At 43.6% G+C, this 16,116-nt stretch carries 14 protein-coding genes; 1 reads left to right on the top strand and 13 read right to left on the bottom strand.

All coding sequences use genetic code 11. From position 1 onward, the window contains the following. Nucleotides 1–26 precede the first annotated feature (26 nt). The 13 genes from KFK88_RS09645 to ppsA form a co-directional block, all read right to left on the bottom strand. The gene (locus KFK88_RS09645) at nt 27–1,718 is read right to left on the bottom strand and encodes an acyl-CoA dehydrogenase family protein (RefSeq protein ID WP_223579024.1); all 1,692 of its coding nucleotides are present in this window, start codon (nt 1,716–1,718) and stop codon (nt 27–29) included. 152 nt (nt 1,719–1,870) lie between these two features. Next, the gene (locus tag KFK88_RS09640; protein WP_345252516.1) at nt 1,871–3,562 is read right to left on the bottom strand and encodes an alanine/glycine:cation symporter family protein; all 1,692 of its coding nucleotides are present in this window, start codon (nt 3,560–3,562) and stop codon (nt 1,871–1,873) included. A 93-nt stretch (nt 3,563–3,655) separates the two neighbouring features. Beyond that, nucleotides 3,656–4,768, bottom strand: coding sequence for a DNA polymerase IV (gene dinB / locus KFK88_RS09635; protein WP_223579018.1), 1,113 nt, complete (start codon nt 4,766–4,768; stop codon nt 3,656–3,658). Between the two features lie 107 nt (nt 4,769–4,875). Continuing rightward, the gene (locus KFK88_RS09630; protein WP_223579016.1) at nt 4,876–6,198 is read right to left on the bottom strand and encodes an LCCL domain-containing protein; all 1,323 of its coding nucleotides are present in this window, start codon (nt 6,196–6,198) and stop codon (nt 4,876–4,878) included. A 142-nt stretch (nt 6,199–6,340) separates the two neighbouring features. Next, nucleotides 6,341–7,726 (bottom strand): ATP-binding protein, encoded by a 1,386-nt coding sequence (locus KFK88_RS09625; RefSeq protein ID WP_223579014.1) that lies wholly within the window; start codon nt 7,724–7,726, stop codon nt 6,341–6,343. A gap of 13 nt (nt 7,727–7,739) precedes the next feature. Then, on the bottom strand, nt 7,740–8,423 hold the full coding sequence (locus KFK88_RS09620; RefSeq protein WP_223579012.1) for a response regulator transcription factor: 684 nt from the start codon (nt 8,421–8,423) through the stop codon (nt 7,740–7,742). A 49-nt stretch (nt 8,424–8,472) separates the two neighbouring features. Then, on the bottom strand, nt 8,473–8,769 hold the full coding sequence (locus tag KFK88_RS09615) for a PepSY domain-containing protein (RefSeq protein ID WP_223579010.1): 297 nt from the start codon (nt 8,767–8,769) through the stop codon (nt 8,473–8,475). Nucleotides 8,770–8,820: 51 nt separating this feature from the next. Then, a complete protein-coding gene (locus tag KFK88_RS09610) occupies nt 8,821–9,363 on the bottom strand; it encodes a glycine zipper 2TM domain-containing protein (RefSeq protein WP_223579008.1) in 543 nt (180 codons plus the stop codon). Between the two features lie 98 nt (nt 9,364–9,461). After that, nucleotides 9,462–9,716, bottom strand: a complete 255-nt coding sequence (locus KFK88_RS09605) for a GlsB/YeaQ/YmgE family stress response membrane protein (protein WP_223579006.1) — start codon at nt 9,714–9,716, stop codon at nt 9,462–9,464. A gap of 126 nt (nt 9,717–9,842) precedes the next feature. After that, nucleotides 9,843–11,501 carry an AMP-binding protein gene (locus KFK88_RS09600; protein WP_223579003.1) on the bottom strand — a complete coding sequence of 553 codons (1,659 nt, stop codon included), beginning with the start codon at nt 11,499–11,501 and terminating at the stop codon, nt 9,843–9,845. Between the two features lie 71 nt (nt 11,502–11,572). Then, the gene (locus tag KFK88_RS09595; RefSeq protein WP_223579000.1) at nt 11,573–12,016 is read right to left on the bottom strand and encodes a GNAT family N-acetyltransferase; all 444 of its coding nucleotides are present in this window, start codon (nt 12,014–12,016) and stop codon (nt 11,573–11,575) included. 96 nt (nt 12,017–12,112) lie between these two features. After that, a complete protein-coding gene (locus KFK88_RS09590; protein ID WP_223578998.1) occupies nt 12,113–12,520 on the bottom strand; it encodes a hypothetical protein in 408 nt (135 codons plus the stop codon). 144 nt (nt 12,521–12,664) lie between these two features. After that, nucleotides 12,665–15,034 (bottom strand): phosphoenolpyruvate synthase, encoded by a 2,370-nt coding sequence (gene ppsA, locus KFK88_RS09585; RefSeq protein ID WP_223578995.1) that lies wholly within the window; start codon nt 15,032–15,034, stop codon nt 12,665–12,667. A gap of 142 nt (nt 15,035–15,176) precedes the next feature. Here ppsA and ppsR point away from each other — a divergent pair, with 142 nt between their 5' ends. Beyond that, complete coding sequence (gene ppsR / locus KFK88_RS09580; RefSeq protein WP_223579968.1) at nt 15,177–15,998, top strand: posphoenolpyruvate synthetase regulatory kinase/phosphorylase PpsR; 822 nt, start codon at nt 15,177–15,179, stop codon at nt 15,996–15,998. Nucleotides 15,999–16,116 lie beyond the last annotated feature (118 nt).

Below are 16,116 nucleotides of genomic sequence, written 5' to 3'. Positions count from 1 at the left end.
CTTTGGTTTTGTTCCAGAACGGCAAACTACAGTTCATTTTCAATGCTTGCTTTCAGTCCAAGCGTCCTCGGCAATACACGTTTAAAGAAGAAATCAGACTTTTCATCAAGCTCTCCTCCTGCCGCAACTTCCATTTTAAGCCATAAATAGGAATATGTGACTAATGCAGCATAATGCAGATAGTCGCAAGCAATCAGTTGAGGTAAATCCGCATTCGCAGCACTCTGAGACATAATGCTGTTGGAAAGCACCTCAAGTTCTTTCAAATGCTCAGCAACTTGTCCTTTACGCGCGGAATCAGGCATAGTATCTAAATCAGCATTAACTTCAGAAAGAAATACTTGTAACTGCTCGCCTTTGCTACCGATTAACTTTCGACCAACTAAGTCCAAAGCCTGAATACCGTTAGTGCCTTCATAAATCTGAGCAATACGGCAGTCACGGACGTGCTGCTCCATGCCCCACTCACGAACATAACCATGTCCGCCGAACACTTGCTGACCAATGGTGCAGGTTTCATAGCCAGCATCCGTAAAGTAGGCTTTTGCAATTGGGGTTAACCAAGCAGACATGATATCCGCTACTTTAATCGCATCTTTGTCTTTACTGTGGAAAGCGACATCAAGGTAACTTCCCAGCCATACGGCTAAAGCACGCCCAGCCTTGTTGAATGACTCCATCGTATTGAGCATGCGTTGCACGTCGCCGTGTTTAATCAAAGGTGCTGGGGCTTCACCATCAGATGCCTTACCTTGTAGGCGTTCACGTGCATAAGTATCGGCTTGCTGGAACGACATTTCGCCCAGGCCAATCCCTTGAATACCAATCGACAAGCGTTCCAAGTTCATCATGGTGAACATGCAGGCTAATCCACGGTGTGGCGGTCCAATTAACCAACCTTGGGCATCGTCCATATTCATGACACAGGTCGATGAAGCCTTAATCCCCATTTTGTGCTCGATGGAGCCGCATCGAATACCGTTTCGGTCGCCCAATGAACCATCATCGTTAACCAAAAACTTAGGAACTAAGAATAGGCTGATACCTTTAGGTCCAGCAGGCGCATCAGGAAGTCGTGCCAAGACTAGGTGGATAATGTTTTCAGCCATGTCATGCTCGCCGCCAGTAATAAAGATTTTTGAGCCTTCTAAGGAATAACTACCGTCGTCACGAGGCTCTGCTTTGGTCTTTAGCAGCCCCAAGTCTGAACCGGCATGTGCCTCTGTTAAGCACATAGAGCCCGACCATTGGCCACTAATAAGATTGGGCAGGTATTTCTCCTTGGTAGCCTCATCAGCATGGGCTTCGAGCAGCTTTGTCGCGCCACCAGTCAAACTACCGTATAAGCAAAATGACGTATTAGCCGAATAGAACATCTCTTCAATTAGAACATGCAAGGCTTTGGGTAATCCTTGTCCGCCATAGTTAGGATCCGCGGTAATCGATTGCCAGCCACCTTCGACATAGGCCTGATATGCTTCCTTGAACCCTTTAGGCGTCGTTACAACTCCATCATCATACTGACAGCCCTCTTCGTCACCAGAGCGGTTGATGGGTTGCAGTACGCCGGTCGCAAACTTACCCGCTTCTTCAAGAATAGCGGCGTAAAGCTCATCATCAAAATCTGAAAAGTCAGCAATATCCCCTAAACGCTGGCTCAGCGAAAATACGTCTTTGACAAGAAACATCATGTCATCTACTGGGGCTTGATACTGCATATACTCTCCTAATACTTAAGTTCACCTTGATTGGTCTGACCAGCTTAGTATAGGAAAAATAATTTGCTTTTGTCTAGCGTAGATTGAGATTAATCCTTTAGAAATAAAAAAGCCCCGACAGACGTCAGGGCTTTGATGTTTAATATAAAACGTTAATGGGCATCCCCTTTCCGGAAGTCATCCCAATATTGTTTAACAGTTTGCTTCATATCTTTATGTAATAACATGATACCGATTAAGTTCGGAATGGTCATCATTACAATGGCCACATTGGCTAATGCCCACACCACTGTCGTATCAACCACAGCAGCTACAGCGAACATAATGACGTAAATAACACGGTAAATATGAACACCTTTTGAGCCGAACAAATAGGTTACTGCACGATCACCATAGTAAGACCACGCAATCGCCGTGGTGAAAGCGAATAACAATAAGCCCAGCGATACAATGTATTTACCATTTTCGCCCAAGAAGCCTTTGGTGAACGCCTCAGCCGTTAAGCTCGCAGAGTGAATAAGAGACTTACCCTCAACCACGATATCGAGGTTCTCAAGCTTACCGTTTTTAACCGTAACAACACCTGTTATTGGCTCTAACTCCAGACTGCTTTCATCACGTTGCTTATAAACAACATCTTCAGCAATCGAGCGAGCGTTAACTAGAGTATAACCATCTGAAATAGCCACGCCGTCTTGTAACGAAATACTACCTTCGTAACGTTTAACTTCAGACTCTTTCTCTGTTTTCTTATCAAGGAAGATTTGTAGCTGTTTTACATCATCAGTGTTTTGATCTGTGTAATCGCCAGTGACAAAAATCATGTCATTTCGATCAAACGTATTCTGATGTTTTTCACTCCAAACACCTGAAGACAAGATTACTAGGGCTGTCAAAGTACAGATAATCAGCGTATCGATGAATGGCTCAAGTAATGACACCATACCTTCTGATGCTGGCTCTTTACCTTTTGCCGCCGAGTGCGCAATGGCTGCAGAACCTTGACCTGCTTCGTTCGAGAATAAACCACGGTTTACACCACGCTGCATAGCATAAGCGAAGCTCGCACCCAAGAAACCACCCACAGCAGCAGATCCAGAAAAGACACTACTAAAGATAGATGAGAACGATGGGATGATGTTTTCATAGTTGTAGGCAATAACCAATAAAGCACCGATCACATAAAGAACCGCCATAAATGGAACAACACGCTCTGCAACTTTCGCTATTCGCTTAATGCCGCCAATAATCACTAAAGCAAGTAACACAGCTAAACCGACACCGGTAATCCAGTTAGGTAACGAGAAGGTATCATTCATCACCTGCGCAATGTTATTCACCTGTGGCATGTTACCCGTACCAAATGAACAAATGATCGTTGCTAGAGCAAAAATGACCGCTAGCCACTTCATGTTAAGCTTTTTCTCCATGTAATACATGGGACCACCGGCCATGGTGCCATCTTCGGTTTTTTCGCGGTATTTGTGAGAGAGGGTTACTTCCACAAACTTAGTGGTCATACCCAAGAATGCAGTCACCCACATCCAGAAAATCGCGGCAGGGCCTCCCATGAAGATTGCCAACGCCACGCCACCAATATTACCGGTACCGACCGTACCTGATAGCGCTGTAGATAGAGCTGCGAAGTGGGATGTATCACCAGGATCGTCTTTTTTGCTGTATTTACCTTTTACAATTCGAACTGCTTGCCCAAAATATCGAACTTGAGGTAGGCCCAGATAAATTGTGAAAAATAAACCGACACCAATTAATAAATACGGAAAGTAATCCGCAGAACCCAGAAATCCGTCTAGAAAATCCAGTCCGTTCTTAATTGTTTCTATAATGTCCAAGAAATGATCCCCATGTCACTTATAAGTTAAAATTATCGGCTAACCTTACCATTATGAGAAAAGCTTGGCTAGTGACTTTATTGATCATTCTTCATCGTCAAACGCCCCATCTAAGTACTCTAGAGGCAATTGCACAAAACTAGCCGACTCGGCATTTTGGAAGCGAACGCCAAGCCCCAAAAGTCGCACGGATTTCTCCCTACGATGGAAGCCCTCATCCATCAATTCATAGAACAGATCATCATTAACGCCAAAACTGGTTCTTTCGACCGTAGTTGCCGAAAAGTCACTAAACTTCAGTTTTACGAACATTTTATTGACTGGAGCATCGACTTTTGAGCGCGCCAAACGCTGCTTTAGTGTGCTTAACAGCTTAGGAATTTCCGACAGGCAATCTTCTAGACGGTATAAATCCTTATCGTAGGTATTTTCTACACTCAAAGACTTTCTAGGGTAATGGGTAATCACGGGCCGATTGTCGACACCACGAGCTAGATAGTACAAACTGCGCCCGAAGGTGCCAAAACGTCGAGTTAACTCCAGCAACTCTAACTCTTGTAGATCTTGGCAACTATAAATCCCCATATTATGTAGCTTCTCAGAAGTTTTCTTACCCACGCCTGGGATCTTTTTTACAGGCAGGTCAACCATAAAGCGATCAACAGCACTCGGCTCTATTACAAATTGACCGTTTGGCTTTTCCCAGTCCGAAGCCACTTTAGCCAAAAACTTATTCGGCGCTATGCCTGCCGAAGCTGTCAGTTTCAGCTCGTTATAAATATCATGGCGAATTGCCTGCGCGATATAGGTCGCGCTTCCTTTATACTCCGTAGACTCTGAAACATCCAAAAACGCTTCATCTAAAGACAAAGGCTCAATCAACGGCGTGTATTTGGCAAAAATGGAACGGATAACCTTGGAGTCATGGCGATATTTATCAAAATTCGGTGGAACAATAATAAGGTTCGGACATAAACGCTTGGCATGAGCCGACGCCATTGCTGAATGAACCCCATACGAACGCGCCTCATAGTTACAAGTCGCGATCACGCCACGCTTATCTGGCGAGCCACCTACCGCCACAGGCGCACTACGCAACAAAGGATCATCCCGCATTTCAATGGCTGCGTAAAAACAGTCCATATCCACATGGATTATTTTTCGATTGGCTTGGATTTTGGGTAAGGCATCAGGCATGCCTTATTTTATGGTGGAATGACTTATTTGTCATTCCACCAATCTAGTTGATATATGATCACCTAGCCTGCTCCTTGTATTGAGCAAACTAAGTTATGTGGCTCATTTTACTTTGCACTCAGCCCTTCGACTAACTCAATTTTATAGGGTGTTCTTTTATAACGATACCCCTCTGAAGTAACACCATTCTTAAGTGTGCCGGAGAATGCCACCCGTTCAGAGTATCTTGAAATTTTAACGACTCCTGACTGACCAGCTTTTAATACTCCGCTATGTACAACAGCTGATGACACATCACTTTCACCCTGATAAAGGTCACTTCCATATACTGGACCATCGACCTCCCCAGTAACAAAGTAATGAGCATATGACATCTCTTTTAGATTAAGGTTAGAAAGGTTGCCTTTTGCAATGAAAGCTTTGTGCTTTGAGATCAGTTCTTCGTAAATTTTTTGCTTTTCTTTAAAGCTTGCCACTTGCGTTAAACGCGACTGCAATGCTTCACCGTCTTTTTCGAGAGACAAACTCCACTTATTGCCTGAAGCATTGTATTGCAACATGCCATCAGTAGTGAATTTCCATTTATAGCGTGGGTTTACACTGAACTGTAAGCTTTTATGTTGAGTAGGTTCGTTGAATATGATCGTGGCAGCCTCGCCATCACGGTTAATGCTAAAAGCAATTGGCACGGTTATTTCGTCAGATGGGTTATTATAGTCGTACAGGATCCCTACCCCGGTTCCAGCTGTATTTTCTCCTTCTCCAATCTCTAACTGTATGCCTAACTGTTCCCCATTTCGAGATGACCACACTGCATTATTATGTAAAGCCGGTTGTTTTGCGGCCCAAATACCTGTCAAATTGCTTCTTAAATGTGCAATTTTTTCTCTCAAAGCAGCCGCTTCTTCAGCTTGTTTTTTTGCCCGCGCGGCAGCCGCTTTTGCTTGCTCTTCTTCGTGGCTCGCTAGTAAATTATTATGTTCATCCGAACCCTCTAGCACAAAACCATCAACCCCATACTGACTTTCTGCAAGTCCATAGATTGGCGGAAAATCCTTTTTATCTATTCGAACATCCCAACTTTCCCCTCTCAAAAAAGAACTCGTGATTAATGTACCAGTAACAGTATCACCTTCTTCTGCAACTTTTCTTACAACGGGCTTGCTAAGAACGGGCCTCACTCTGGCTTCTTGATAAAAGTCTTCTGTGTAGCTCAAAGTCACCTTGGAGCGTGCGCGATACTGAGGTTCAACTTCAGAACCAATATTTTCAGATACCTGAATTTCGACATCATCAACCTCAAGACCTGTAGGAAGCTGTAAAGCAAAAGTATTTGCAATTTGGTCATCAGATGCGCCCTCACCTCCCGAACACCCTCCTAGTAAACCAAATGAAAAAATTACTAGCCATAAAGCTATGTAACGGTTCATGCGACTCTCCTTATTTCCCTAGATAATATTTTTTGGAACGCAACCAACTGTTCACGTTCAGTTATAGTTATAGCTGTTCAATCATAGAAATAGATTATAAATTAGTCAATTATGAAATAATACAAGCCTTTCTTCTTATATATTAAAAACTCAACCTCATCAGTGCCCCACCTAGCTCGCTGCTATCAATGTCTATTTCACCATTATAGGCAGCGACGATTTCGGTAACGACGGACATGCCAATACCCTGCCCTTCAACGGTTTCATCAAGGCGCTTACCGCGTGAAAGAATGGCGAGGCGAACATTTTCAGGAATACCCGGGCCATTATCTTCGACGGTAATTTGGACTTTTCCTGCAACTCGTTGCGCTTTGACTCTAACTTTTGACTCAGTCCATTTACAGGCGTTGTCGAGTACATTTCCAAACACTTCATAAAAGTCGCCTTCGTTTAAAGCAATCATGAGTCCCTTGCTAACATCAACTTCTATGCTGATGTTTTTGTCCTGGTACACCTTGGTTAAGCTGGTAGCTAATTTGTCTAGTGCTGGCTCCACTTCCATCGATCGCATCATGACCTGAGGCCCGCTGGTTGCTCTTTGCAGTTGGTAAGCAACGATTTGGTCCATGCGCCCTATTTGCTCTGAGCAAATTGACGACAACTCTTCCGCGTCATTACTTTTGTTTTGCAGAGCAGTATTCATAACCGCTAACGGGGTTTTAAGGCTATGCGCTAAATTACCCAGCGTTTCTTTATAGCGTTTACTTTGGTGGCGCTCGTTTTGAATAAAGCGATTAATATTTTCAGTTAGGCGCTGTAGCTCCTGCGGGTACTGGTCGGACAAAGTGCTAAGCAGCCCCTTCTCAATTTGACGGAGCTCTTTTACCGCTCGACGAATTGGGCGTAAGGTCCAGCGCATGACGACAAACAAGATGGCCAACAATGACAATGCCATAATCGACAGCCAAAACCAGAGCTGATTGCGGTACGCCGAGATTACTTGGTCAAAAGGACGTTTATTCTCAAGAATGACGAAGTGATACAACGAAATAGCGCCTTCGGGCGACTCCCACTCGGCAATGTAATGAAACCTGAAATAATCGGTATCATCCATGGTGATTTCCGCTAAGGTTCCTTCGCCTGGTAAGCTCAATGGTAACGGTACCTTGTGCTGCTCCTGATCATAACGCGCCGATAGCGATTTCCAAATTAAACTTTCAGTTTCATCATAAACTAATGCTGAAAGGCCGCTGTTGTATTGATTAAACCGCTTGTCTGAAGGAATTTCTTCTGGCAGAAACAAGTCGCCTGGCTCTAGCTCGTCGGCATAGGACAAAAGACTGTAAAACTGCGCATAAAGACGCTCAAAAGTCGCCTGGCGGATACCTGTTTTGTAGGAATCCAATAACACAAAGCTCATGGCAACAATAAAAAATACCAGCACAATACTGGTATTTAATAAAAGTCGCCGTTGTAAAGAGTAAGGCGTTTTGTTGGCTTTAACCTGTTGCTGAGGCTTATTCGTCACGAAGTTTACCTTGCTATGATTTATCTAAATCACTATTTAAACGGTAACCTCGTCCTCTCAATGTTTCGATTGGTTTTAAGCTGCCATCAGGGTCAATTTTCTTGCGCAAGCGCCCGACAAAAACCTCTAACACATTTGAATCGCGATCGTAATCTTGGGCATATAAATGCTCGGTAAGTTCTGTTTTAGACACAACCTTGTCTGGATTGAGCATTAAATATTCCAGTACCTTGTATTCGTAAGCAGTTAAGTCCATCGCTTCGCCATTGACTTTAACTTCTTGTTTAAGGCTGTTCAGGCTGATCGGCCCTTTTTCAATTTCAGGTTTAGCATAACCCGACGCACGGCGTAATAAAGCATTAACTCGTGCTAATAGCTCTTCAATCTGGAATGGCTTAACAAGATAGTCGTCAGCACCTGCAGCTAAACCATCGACTTTATCCTGCCAATGCCCTCGTGCTGTTAAAATCAGCACTGGAAAACCAATATCTTCTTTGCGTAAGGTTTCAATCACTTCGATACCAGAAATATCTGGCAAACCTAAGTCAAAGATACCTAAATCAAAAGAGAATTCGCGTCCCAAATAAAGCCCTTCTTCGCCGTTCGGAGCTTCTTCTACGACGTAACTTTGTTTTTCTAGTGCCGTGACGAGCTGTTGACGCAAAGCATCATCGTCTTCCATCAAAAGTATTTTCATTGTTTTGCCCCTTACGACCTTATATTTGGTCCTTAGTACACTGCTTATTCTAGGCTAACCGCCCATTGCAAGCATTCACATAGACGTGACGAACTCGCCCCGACTCAGTCAAAATTTTAACACGATAAACCGGTGGACGAGCACGCATATTCAGGCTCGCAGAAATAACCTTACCATTAATGCGTCGAGCCGCAGCGCTCATTGCAGCGCCTTTGCCTATCGGATTACAAGTAGTCTTTTCACGTAACTCTGGTGTTGGCAATAATTTTTGCGAGGCGCCATAAGCTTCTGGCGCCATTACAATAGCTAGTGTCATTAGAGCCAATAAAGTGAGCTTCTTGATCATTTCAATCTCTTACACTGTGTCTATATAGAAACGTTTAATACATTCAATGCGTTAGTGATGATATTTGTTTGGGCGCTTAACTTCAATCCATCGTCCTGGACGATAATCCGAAAACGTCGTGTAGTGTCGACCTCGATACTTGTATGTAACGTCATAACCGACAATACCGCCACGCTCATAGCGAGACTCATAATGAGTAGAACAGTGTGTTCTTTCTCGGCCACTATTTTTAGCGATGGTCGCGCCTATTAAGGCACCAGCAACAGCCCCAGCGTTTTTGTGACGCTGCTTGTCACCAATTTTATATCCAATCAGTCCGCCAACGACGCCACCAACAAGTGCTTTTCGACGACGGTCACTTGCATCATAGCGAGTTCGTTCTGAATAACAAGTTCTTACGGGTTCATCGTAACGATAGCCACGGTCATATACAGGCGTGACATCGACAACTTTAGCTTTGATAAAATAACGACTGTCTTGGCCATGGCTGTAGTGTGCATGACGATCATAACGATGATCAGCTTGAGCAATGCTCGGAAGGATTAGCGCTGAAAGCGCCAGTGAAGTAATAATCAGTGGATTTTTAAGTTTCATATGCTGTCTCCTGATGCCAAGCAACAAAGCTGGCTTATTTCAGGAGACAGTGTACAAAGATTCAACTGAATCGAAGATGAATCAACTTTTCTAGATTTTTATGGCTTACTAAAAGTCCTGTAAAGGAACAAGATAATAATAGCGCCACCTGTTGCGGTCAGCAGTGTCGGAATATTGAAGCCTGTGGCTTCTCCACCAAGTCCTAGCAAGTCACCGACAAAACCACCAACAAACGCTCCAACAATTCCCAGAACGATAGTCATGATCCAGCCGCCACCATCTGGGCCTGGCATGATTAACTTAGCAAGTGCACCTGCTACTAAACCTACAACAATCCAAGTAAGAATACCCATGTCACATACTCCTTAATCAAGTTGATTATAGACCCTATTAAGTATGCCACACGAGTAGTACAAGTTAATGATTTGAACGTAAAATACTGTTAACTTTCAGTAAAGTAACGCCAATTGGCTCACAAACTAGTTATCCCAGACGACAAGTCCTTCTTTTTTCATATAACCATCGAGCTTTGATTTGTAGTGCTCCTCAATCCGTTGCCGGCGAATTTTTAGTGTCGGCGTGATTAAACCGTTTTCCGGGCTCCACTCCTCGTTTACCAATACCAGCTTATCCAGTCGCTCATGCCCTTCGAGCTTGTTGTTGATCTTTTCAATCAACTGCACAGCCTCTTCGTGGTAAGCATCTTTATCCTGGAATTGTTTATTGTAAATCGAAGCAATCGCAATTGGAGATGGCAAACCGTCACCAATCACACACAAATGCTCAACACCTAGTTCTGGCTCTAAGGTCGCTTCAATCGGGACTGGTGTAACATATTTGCCTTTAGAGGTTTTGAAGATATCTTTCACACGACCTGTAATAAACAAGAATCCATCTTCGTCAATTTCCCCAAGATCACCTGTATGGAAATAGCCATCGTCATCTATAACGTCTTTAGTTTTGAGCGGTTCCTTATAATAGCCCTGCATCACGCATGGACTTCTTAATAAAACCTCGCCTGACTCAGCGATTTTCGCTTCTGCTGTCGGCATTGTGATACCCACAGAACCTTGCTTCCAAGTATCGGGGGACGATGCGTGTGAGAATGCCATGGTTTCAGTTAAGCCATAAGCTTCACAAATCTTGATACCGATTGATTTGAAGAAATCCGATGTTCCGCGTGGTAAAGCAGCTGCGCCAGACAGGCAAATTTTAGCCTGATCCAAGCCGAGACCTTTTAAAATTTTCTTTTTTATCAGTGAGTTAATGATTGGTATTTTAAGTAAGATCTTAAGTTTTGTTTTTCCTGCTTTGTCCTCAATCCCTTGTTGAAACTTAAGCCATATTCGAGGTACACCGAAGAAAATCGTAGGCCTTACAGATTGAATATTCGCCTGAAAGCGGTCGAGAGACTCTGTAAAAGAAATGACGCTACCCGTGTGGATGCTGATGATTTCTGTTAGCTCACGTTCGGCGCAGTGCGCTAATGGCAGGTAAGAAAAGCAACGCTCTTCTTTAAAATCAATAAAAGCAGATGCTGCCGCCGCCCCGTTAGATAGAATCTTATGAGTAATCAACACCCCTTTTGGGATACCTGTCGTACCCGAGGTGTAGATAATGGTAGCAAGCTCATCAAAATCAGGAACAGGAGATTCCTCGTAAGGCTCTTCATCAGCAATGATTTCATCCCAATCTTTTAAGCCCTCGTGGCTTTGATGGCAGCCAATAATGGAAAGCTCAGAAGGAATTGCATCAGATTTCTTAGTCCATTCAGGAAATTTGCCTACAAATACTAGTTTGGCTTCACTATGTTGCAAAATCGTAGTGATAGTTTCAGAGCCAGCACTTGGGTATATCGGTACGCTGACATGCCCAGCTAACATGATAGCTAAGTCAGCCATGATCCAATGCGAACAGTTATAGGACAAAATGGCTACTTTGCTATTCGCTGGCAATTCACGCTTGAGATAGCTAGCCATTTTACGAATCTGTTGCCCAGCATCTTGCCAAGTATACTCTTTCCAGTCGTTTCCAAACGGCTGTCTCAGAAAAGGCTGATGCGCTTTAATTTTTTCCCAGCGATAAAATGCTGATAAGGTATTTTCCAGCTCTAATTGGCTTACCTCAGACTGACTCATACGTTTCTGACCCTGTTTCTTTTCGTTAAAGTAATAGTTTTTATAACAAGTTATAACCAAACTCGGTCTGTTTATAGTTTTTTATACATGACATAGTGTGGTCCGATGTTTTCTATATTAAACACTTCTCCTTGTATTGCAAAATTTAGTTTCCGATAAAAACCAGCAGCGCTGGTACGAGCGTTACACCACAGTAAATCCCCACCTTTTTTACGACACTCATTAATGCCTTGCTCCAGCAATTTGCGCCCAATCCCCAGTCCCCTGGCACTCTCGGACGTTGCCATCCCCCGAAGTCTCCAGCTAGATTTTGAGTCAAACGCTACGTGAACTTCTGGGTAAAATGATGCAATACCGATAATATTATCATTTTCAATTGCTGCAACATGAAAGACACCTTGTCTCGAGTCTTCTGGGTAATAGCAAGTGTCTATCGGCTGACCTTTTCTTAGAACTTGATGACGTAAGGGGTATATTTCCTCTATAGGAACTTCTTTAAATACTACGCTGCTCATTAGATTACCGTTTCGCTCAATGTTTATTAGTGACATAAAAAAAGCCACTTGATCACTCAAGTGGCTTTTGATTCACACAAAGACAATACCGCACAATTAGTGCTCGCCTTTATCTTCCTCTTCTAACTCTTCTTTCGCTTCTTCAAGCTCACGCTCAGCTTCCGCTAAAGCTTCTTTAGAGTCAGCTTTCGCTTCTTCTAACGACTGCTCAGCTTCATCAAGCATTTGTTGAGCTTCTTCCTTGGTTGCGTTGTAAGCATCAGCTGTAGCTTCTTTTACATCTTCAGCTGCTTCGGCTGTTGCATCAGCGGCATCAGAAGCCATTTCTTGAGTCTTATCAACTGCAGTAGCTGTAGCTTCTTTTGTTTCTTTCCAAGCCTCACTTCCTGCGTCTTTCATCGCTTCCATAGCTTCTTTACTTTCTTCTTTAACCTCGTCTTGTTTTTCATCACTACAAGCGATCATCAAAGTTGAAGCCAAAAGCGCAATAGCTAAATGTTTCATCGAGCTAACCTCCTCATTTGCTTAGAATTTTCCTGTAACTCGGAAGTTAGTATGCCACGCACCTATATTTTATCAAAGTAAAATTCTTTAAAGTGTGATTCAGTATCTAATGGCCCTGTAGTGTCTTACTACAGGGCATTATCACTACTTCTTACCTAAGAACAACCAAGTTTCAAGTACCGTGTCAGGGTTTAGTGAAACACTATCAATACCCTGCTCCATGAGCCACTTAGCGAAATCTGGATGATCTGAAGGCCCTTGGCCACAAATACCAATGTACTTATTGGCTTTCTTACAAGCCTTAATCGCATTGGCTAACAACACCTTAACCGTTGGGTCACGCTCATCAAACAAGTGCGAAATAATCCCTGAATCACGATCAAGACCAAGCGATAATTGAGTCAAATCATTCGAACCAATTGAGAAGCCATCAAAGTACTTTAGGAACTCTTGGGCCAATACTGCATTTGAAGGAAGCTCACACATCATGATAATGCGTAAACCATTATCACCACGTTTCAAGCCATTCTCTTCAAGCAACTCAATCACTTTCTTCGCTTCGCCTAAAGTACGTACGAATGGGATCATGATTTCAACATTATTGAAGCCCATCTTGTTACGAACACGCTTAATCGCTTCACACTCAAGCTCGAAACAATCACGGAAATCATCAGAAATGTAGCGAGATGCACCGCGGAAACCAATCATTGGATTTTCTTCATGCGGTTCGTAAAGGCTACCGCCAATCAAGTTAGCGTACTCGTTTGACTTGAAGTCAGACATACGAACAATCACTTTCTCAGGCGCAAAAGCACAAGCAATGGTCGATATACCCTCTACCAACTTGCTGATGTAAAATTCTTTTGGATTAGCATAACCCGACATCTGCATGGCGATAGTCTTTTTCAGGTTATCGTCTTCCAGCTTGTCATAGTTCAATAATGCTTTAGGGTGAACGCCGATCATACGGTTAATGATGAATTCTAGGCGAGCCAGACCGACACCAGCGTTTGGTAACTGACCAAAATCGAACGCGCGATCAGGATTGCCTACGTTCATCATAATTTTGAACGGCAAGTCAGGCATGTTATCAATCGAGCTTTTGTTGATTTCAAAATCCAACAAGCCTTGATAGATATTACCGGTATCACCTTCTGAGCAGCTGACAGTCACTTCAGCACCATCTTTGATGCGGTCTGTCGCATCACCACAACCCACAACTGCCGGAATACCTAATTCACGAGCGATAATCGCTGCGTGACAGGTACGGCCGCCACGGTTAGTGACGATCGCCGCAGCGCGCTTCATCACAGGTTCCCAATCCGGGTCAGTCATGTCTGTGACTAGAACATCACCTTTCTGGACGCTCTTCATTTCGTCTACAGAGCTAATCACACGAGCTTTACCTTTACCGATACGCTGGCCAATAGCACGACCTGTCGCAACCAACTCAGACTTATTCTTAAGCTGGTAACGCTCGATAACGTTTTTGTCGGCACGGCTTTTTACCGTTTCAGGGCGAGCCTGAACAATGTACAACTTACCATCAGCGCCATCTTTAGCCCACTCGATGTCCATTGGACGCTTGTAGTGCTTCTCAATGATCATGGCTTGCTTTGCCAGCTCTTGAACTTCAGCATTGTTGATACAGAAGTTCATACGCTCGTTGTGCTCAACATCAACAGTCTCAATGCTTTTGTCGTGCTCATTATTGTCGGTGTAAACCATCTTAATGGCTTTGCCGCCCAATGTTTTACGCACGATCGCTTGACGACCTTGCTCTAAGGTTGGCTTATAAACATAGAATTCATCAGGGTTAACCGCACCTTGAACCACAGTTTCGCCAAGACCATAAGCGCCTGTAATGAATACAACATCATTGAAACCAGACTCAGTATCCATGGTGAACATGACACCACTAGCAGCGATGTCACTTCGTACCATTTTTTGTACGCCAGCAGATAACGCTACTAATTTGTGCTCAAAACCTTGGTGAACACGGTAAGCAATAGCGCGGTCGTTAAATAAAGAAGCAAACACTTCTTTCAAGGCTTTCATGACATTGTCTAAGCCACGAACGTTAAGGAAAGTTTCTTGTTGACCCGCAAAAGAGGCGTCTGGTAAATCTTCAGCCGTTGCTGATGAACGTACAGCGACTGCAAATTCTTCGTTTGAATCACCTTTGAGCTTGTTGTAAGCATCAGTGATTGCCATTTCCATTTCAGGAATAAAAGGGGTATCCATCACCCAGCCACGGATTTTAGCCCCAACTTCGACGAGTTTTTCAACGTCGTCTACGTCTAATCCGTCTAACTCTTGGTTAATTCTTTCGTTTAGGCCGCTTTGCTCTAGAAATGCACGGAAAGCATCAGCTGTAGTGGCGAAACCGCCAGGTACACTAACACCCATGTTGCTTAAATTACTAATCATCTCGCCTAAAGACGCGTTCTTACCACCTACGCGCTCGACGTCGCCCATGCCTAACTCTTCATACCAAAGTACGTACTTATCCAAAGTATTTCTCCCGTTGCGGTCTGCAAATTAAAGAAAATTGCCCTCTATCCCAGCGGCTACTTGCTGAAAACAGGCGTAAATGCTTAAATTCACACACTCATTGGTCATTAAAGGTCGCCATTTTACTGGTTATTGCACAAATATGAAACGTACAGTCTTCTTTATTTCAGATCGAACGGGCATAACGGCCGAATTGCTGGGGCAATCCCTTACCGCGCAATTCGAAGATCATGTCGAATTCATGTACCACACCATTCCCTTCGTTGATGATGAAGAAAAAGCCCTAGCGGCTGTGGCAAGAATTAACCAAACCGCGATACGTGATGGTGTCCCGCCTTTAGTCTTTGAAACGATTGTGCGCCCCGAAATTCGTGAAATCATCTTAAAGTCAGAAGCGATATTGCTCGATTTCTTTCACACCTACATTGGTCCACTGGAAAAAGAACTAGGCGTTAGAAGCTCTTTTAGTGTTGGTAAATCACACTCAACAGACGATATGCAGGCCTACGATACGCGCATGAGCGCGGTGAACTTTGCGCTTAACAATGATGATGGCGCGACAACGAAACAATATGACCAAGCCGATATTATCCTTGTAGGCCCTTCTCGTTGTGGTAAAACGCCAACGTCGCTTTACTTAGCGATGCAATTCGGTATTTTCGCAGCCAACTACCCTTTTACCGATGAAGACTTGCCTAACATTAAGCTAAACCAAGGGCTAGCTAAAAATAAACACAAAGTTTACGGTCTCAGCATTGACCCGATGCGCCTGCATGAAATTCGAACAGGCCGCCGCCCAGACAGCAAATACTCCTCATTCCAGCAGTGCATGTTTGAAACACGTGAGGTAGAAGCTCTCTATCGGAAAGAAAAGATTCCTTTTATCAATACAACGTCACGCTCAGTAGAAGAGCTCGCTGTAAAAATCATGAATGACACAGGGATAGAGAGAAGAATTTTTTAGTTAAACCAATACTCGTAAATAATAGTATTGAAGAGTCATCCTGAGCTTGACTCAGGATCTTTCTATCCGAAATATACCTATCTCAACAAGATCCTGAATCAAGTTCAGGATGACATAT

This window comes from Kangiella taiwanensis, assembly GCF_020005165.1.
Classification (GTDB): domain Bacteria; phylum Pseudomonadota; class Gammaproteobacteria; order Enterobacterales; family Kangiellaceae; genus Kangiella; species Kangiella taiwanensis.
The sequence above is the reverse complement of the archived record's forward strand: the minus strand, read 5'-3'. Positions and strand labels throughout refer to the sequence as shown.

Bases quoted from the DNA above. Each gene is read 5' to 3' on its own strand.
- KFK88_RS09605 (WP_223579006.1), bottom strand. From the start codon at position 9,716: ATGGGTATTCTTACTTGGATTGTTGTAGGTTTAGTAGCAGGTGCACTT.
- KFK88_RS09590 (WP_223578998.1), bottom strand. From the start codon at position 12,520: ATGAAACATTTAGCTATTGCGCTTTTGGCTTCAACTTTGATGATCGCT.
- KFK88_RS09610 (WP_223579008.1), bottom strand. From the start codon at position 9,363: ATGAAACTTAAAAATCCACTGATTATTACTTCACTGGCGCTTTCAGCG.
- KFK88_RS09630 (WP_223579016.1), bottom strand. From the start codon at position 6,198: ATGAACCGTTACATAGCTTTATGGCTAGTAATTTTTTCATTTGGTTTA.
- KFK88_RS09620 (WP_223579012.1), bottom strand. From the start codon at position 8,423: ATGAAAATACTTTTGATGGAAGACGATGATGCTTTGCGTCAACAGCTC.
- ppsR (WP_223579968.1), top strand. From the start codon at position 15,177: ATGAAACGTACAGTCTTCTTTATTTCAGATCGAACGGGCATAACGGCC.
- KFK88_RS09600 (WP_223579003.1), bottom strand. From the start codon at position 11,501: ATGAGTCAGTCTGAGGTAAGCCAATTAGAGCTGGAAAATACCTTATCA.
- KFK88_RS09615 (WP_223579010.1), bottom strand. From the start codon at position 8,769: ATGATCAAGAAGCTCACTTTATTGGCTCTAATGACACTAGCTATTGTA.
- KFK88_RS09595 (WP_223579000.1), bottom strand. From the start codon at position 12,016: ATGAGCAGCGTAGTATTTAAAGAAGTTCCTATAGAGGAAATATACCCC.
- KFK88_RS09645 (WP_223579024.1), bottom strand. From the start codon at position 1,718: ATGCAGTATCAAGCCCCAGTAGATGACATGATGTTTCTTGTCAAAGAC.
- dinB (WP_223579018.1), bottom strand. From the start codon at position 4,768: ATGCCTGATGCCTTACCCAAAATCCAAGCCAATCGAAAAATAATCCAT.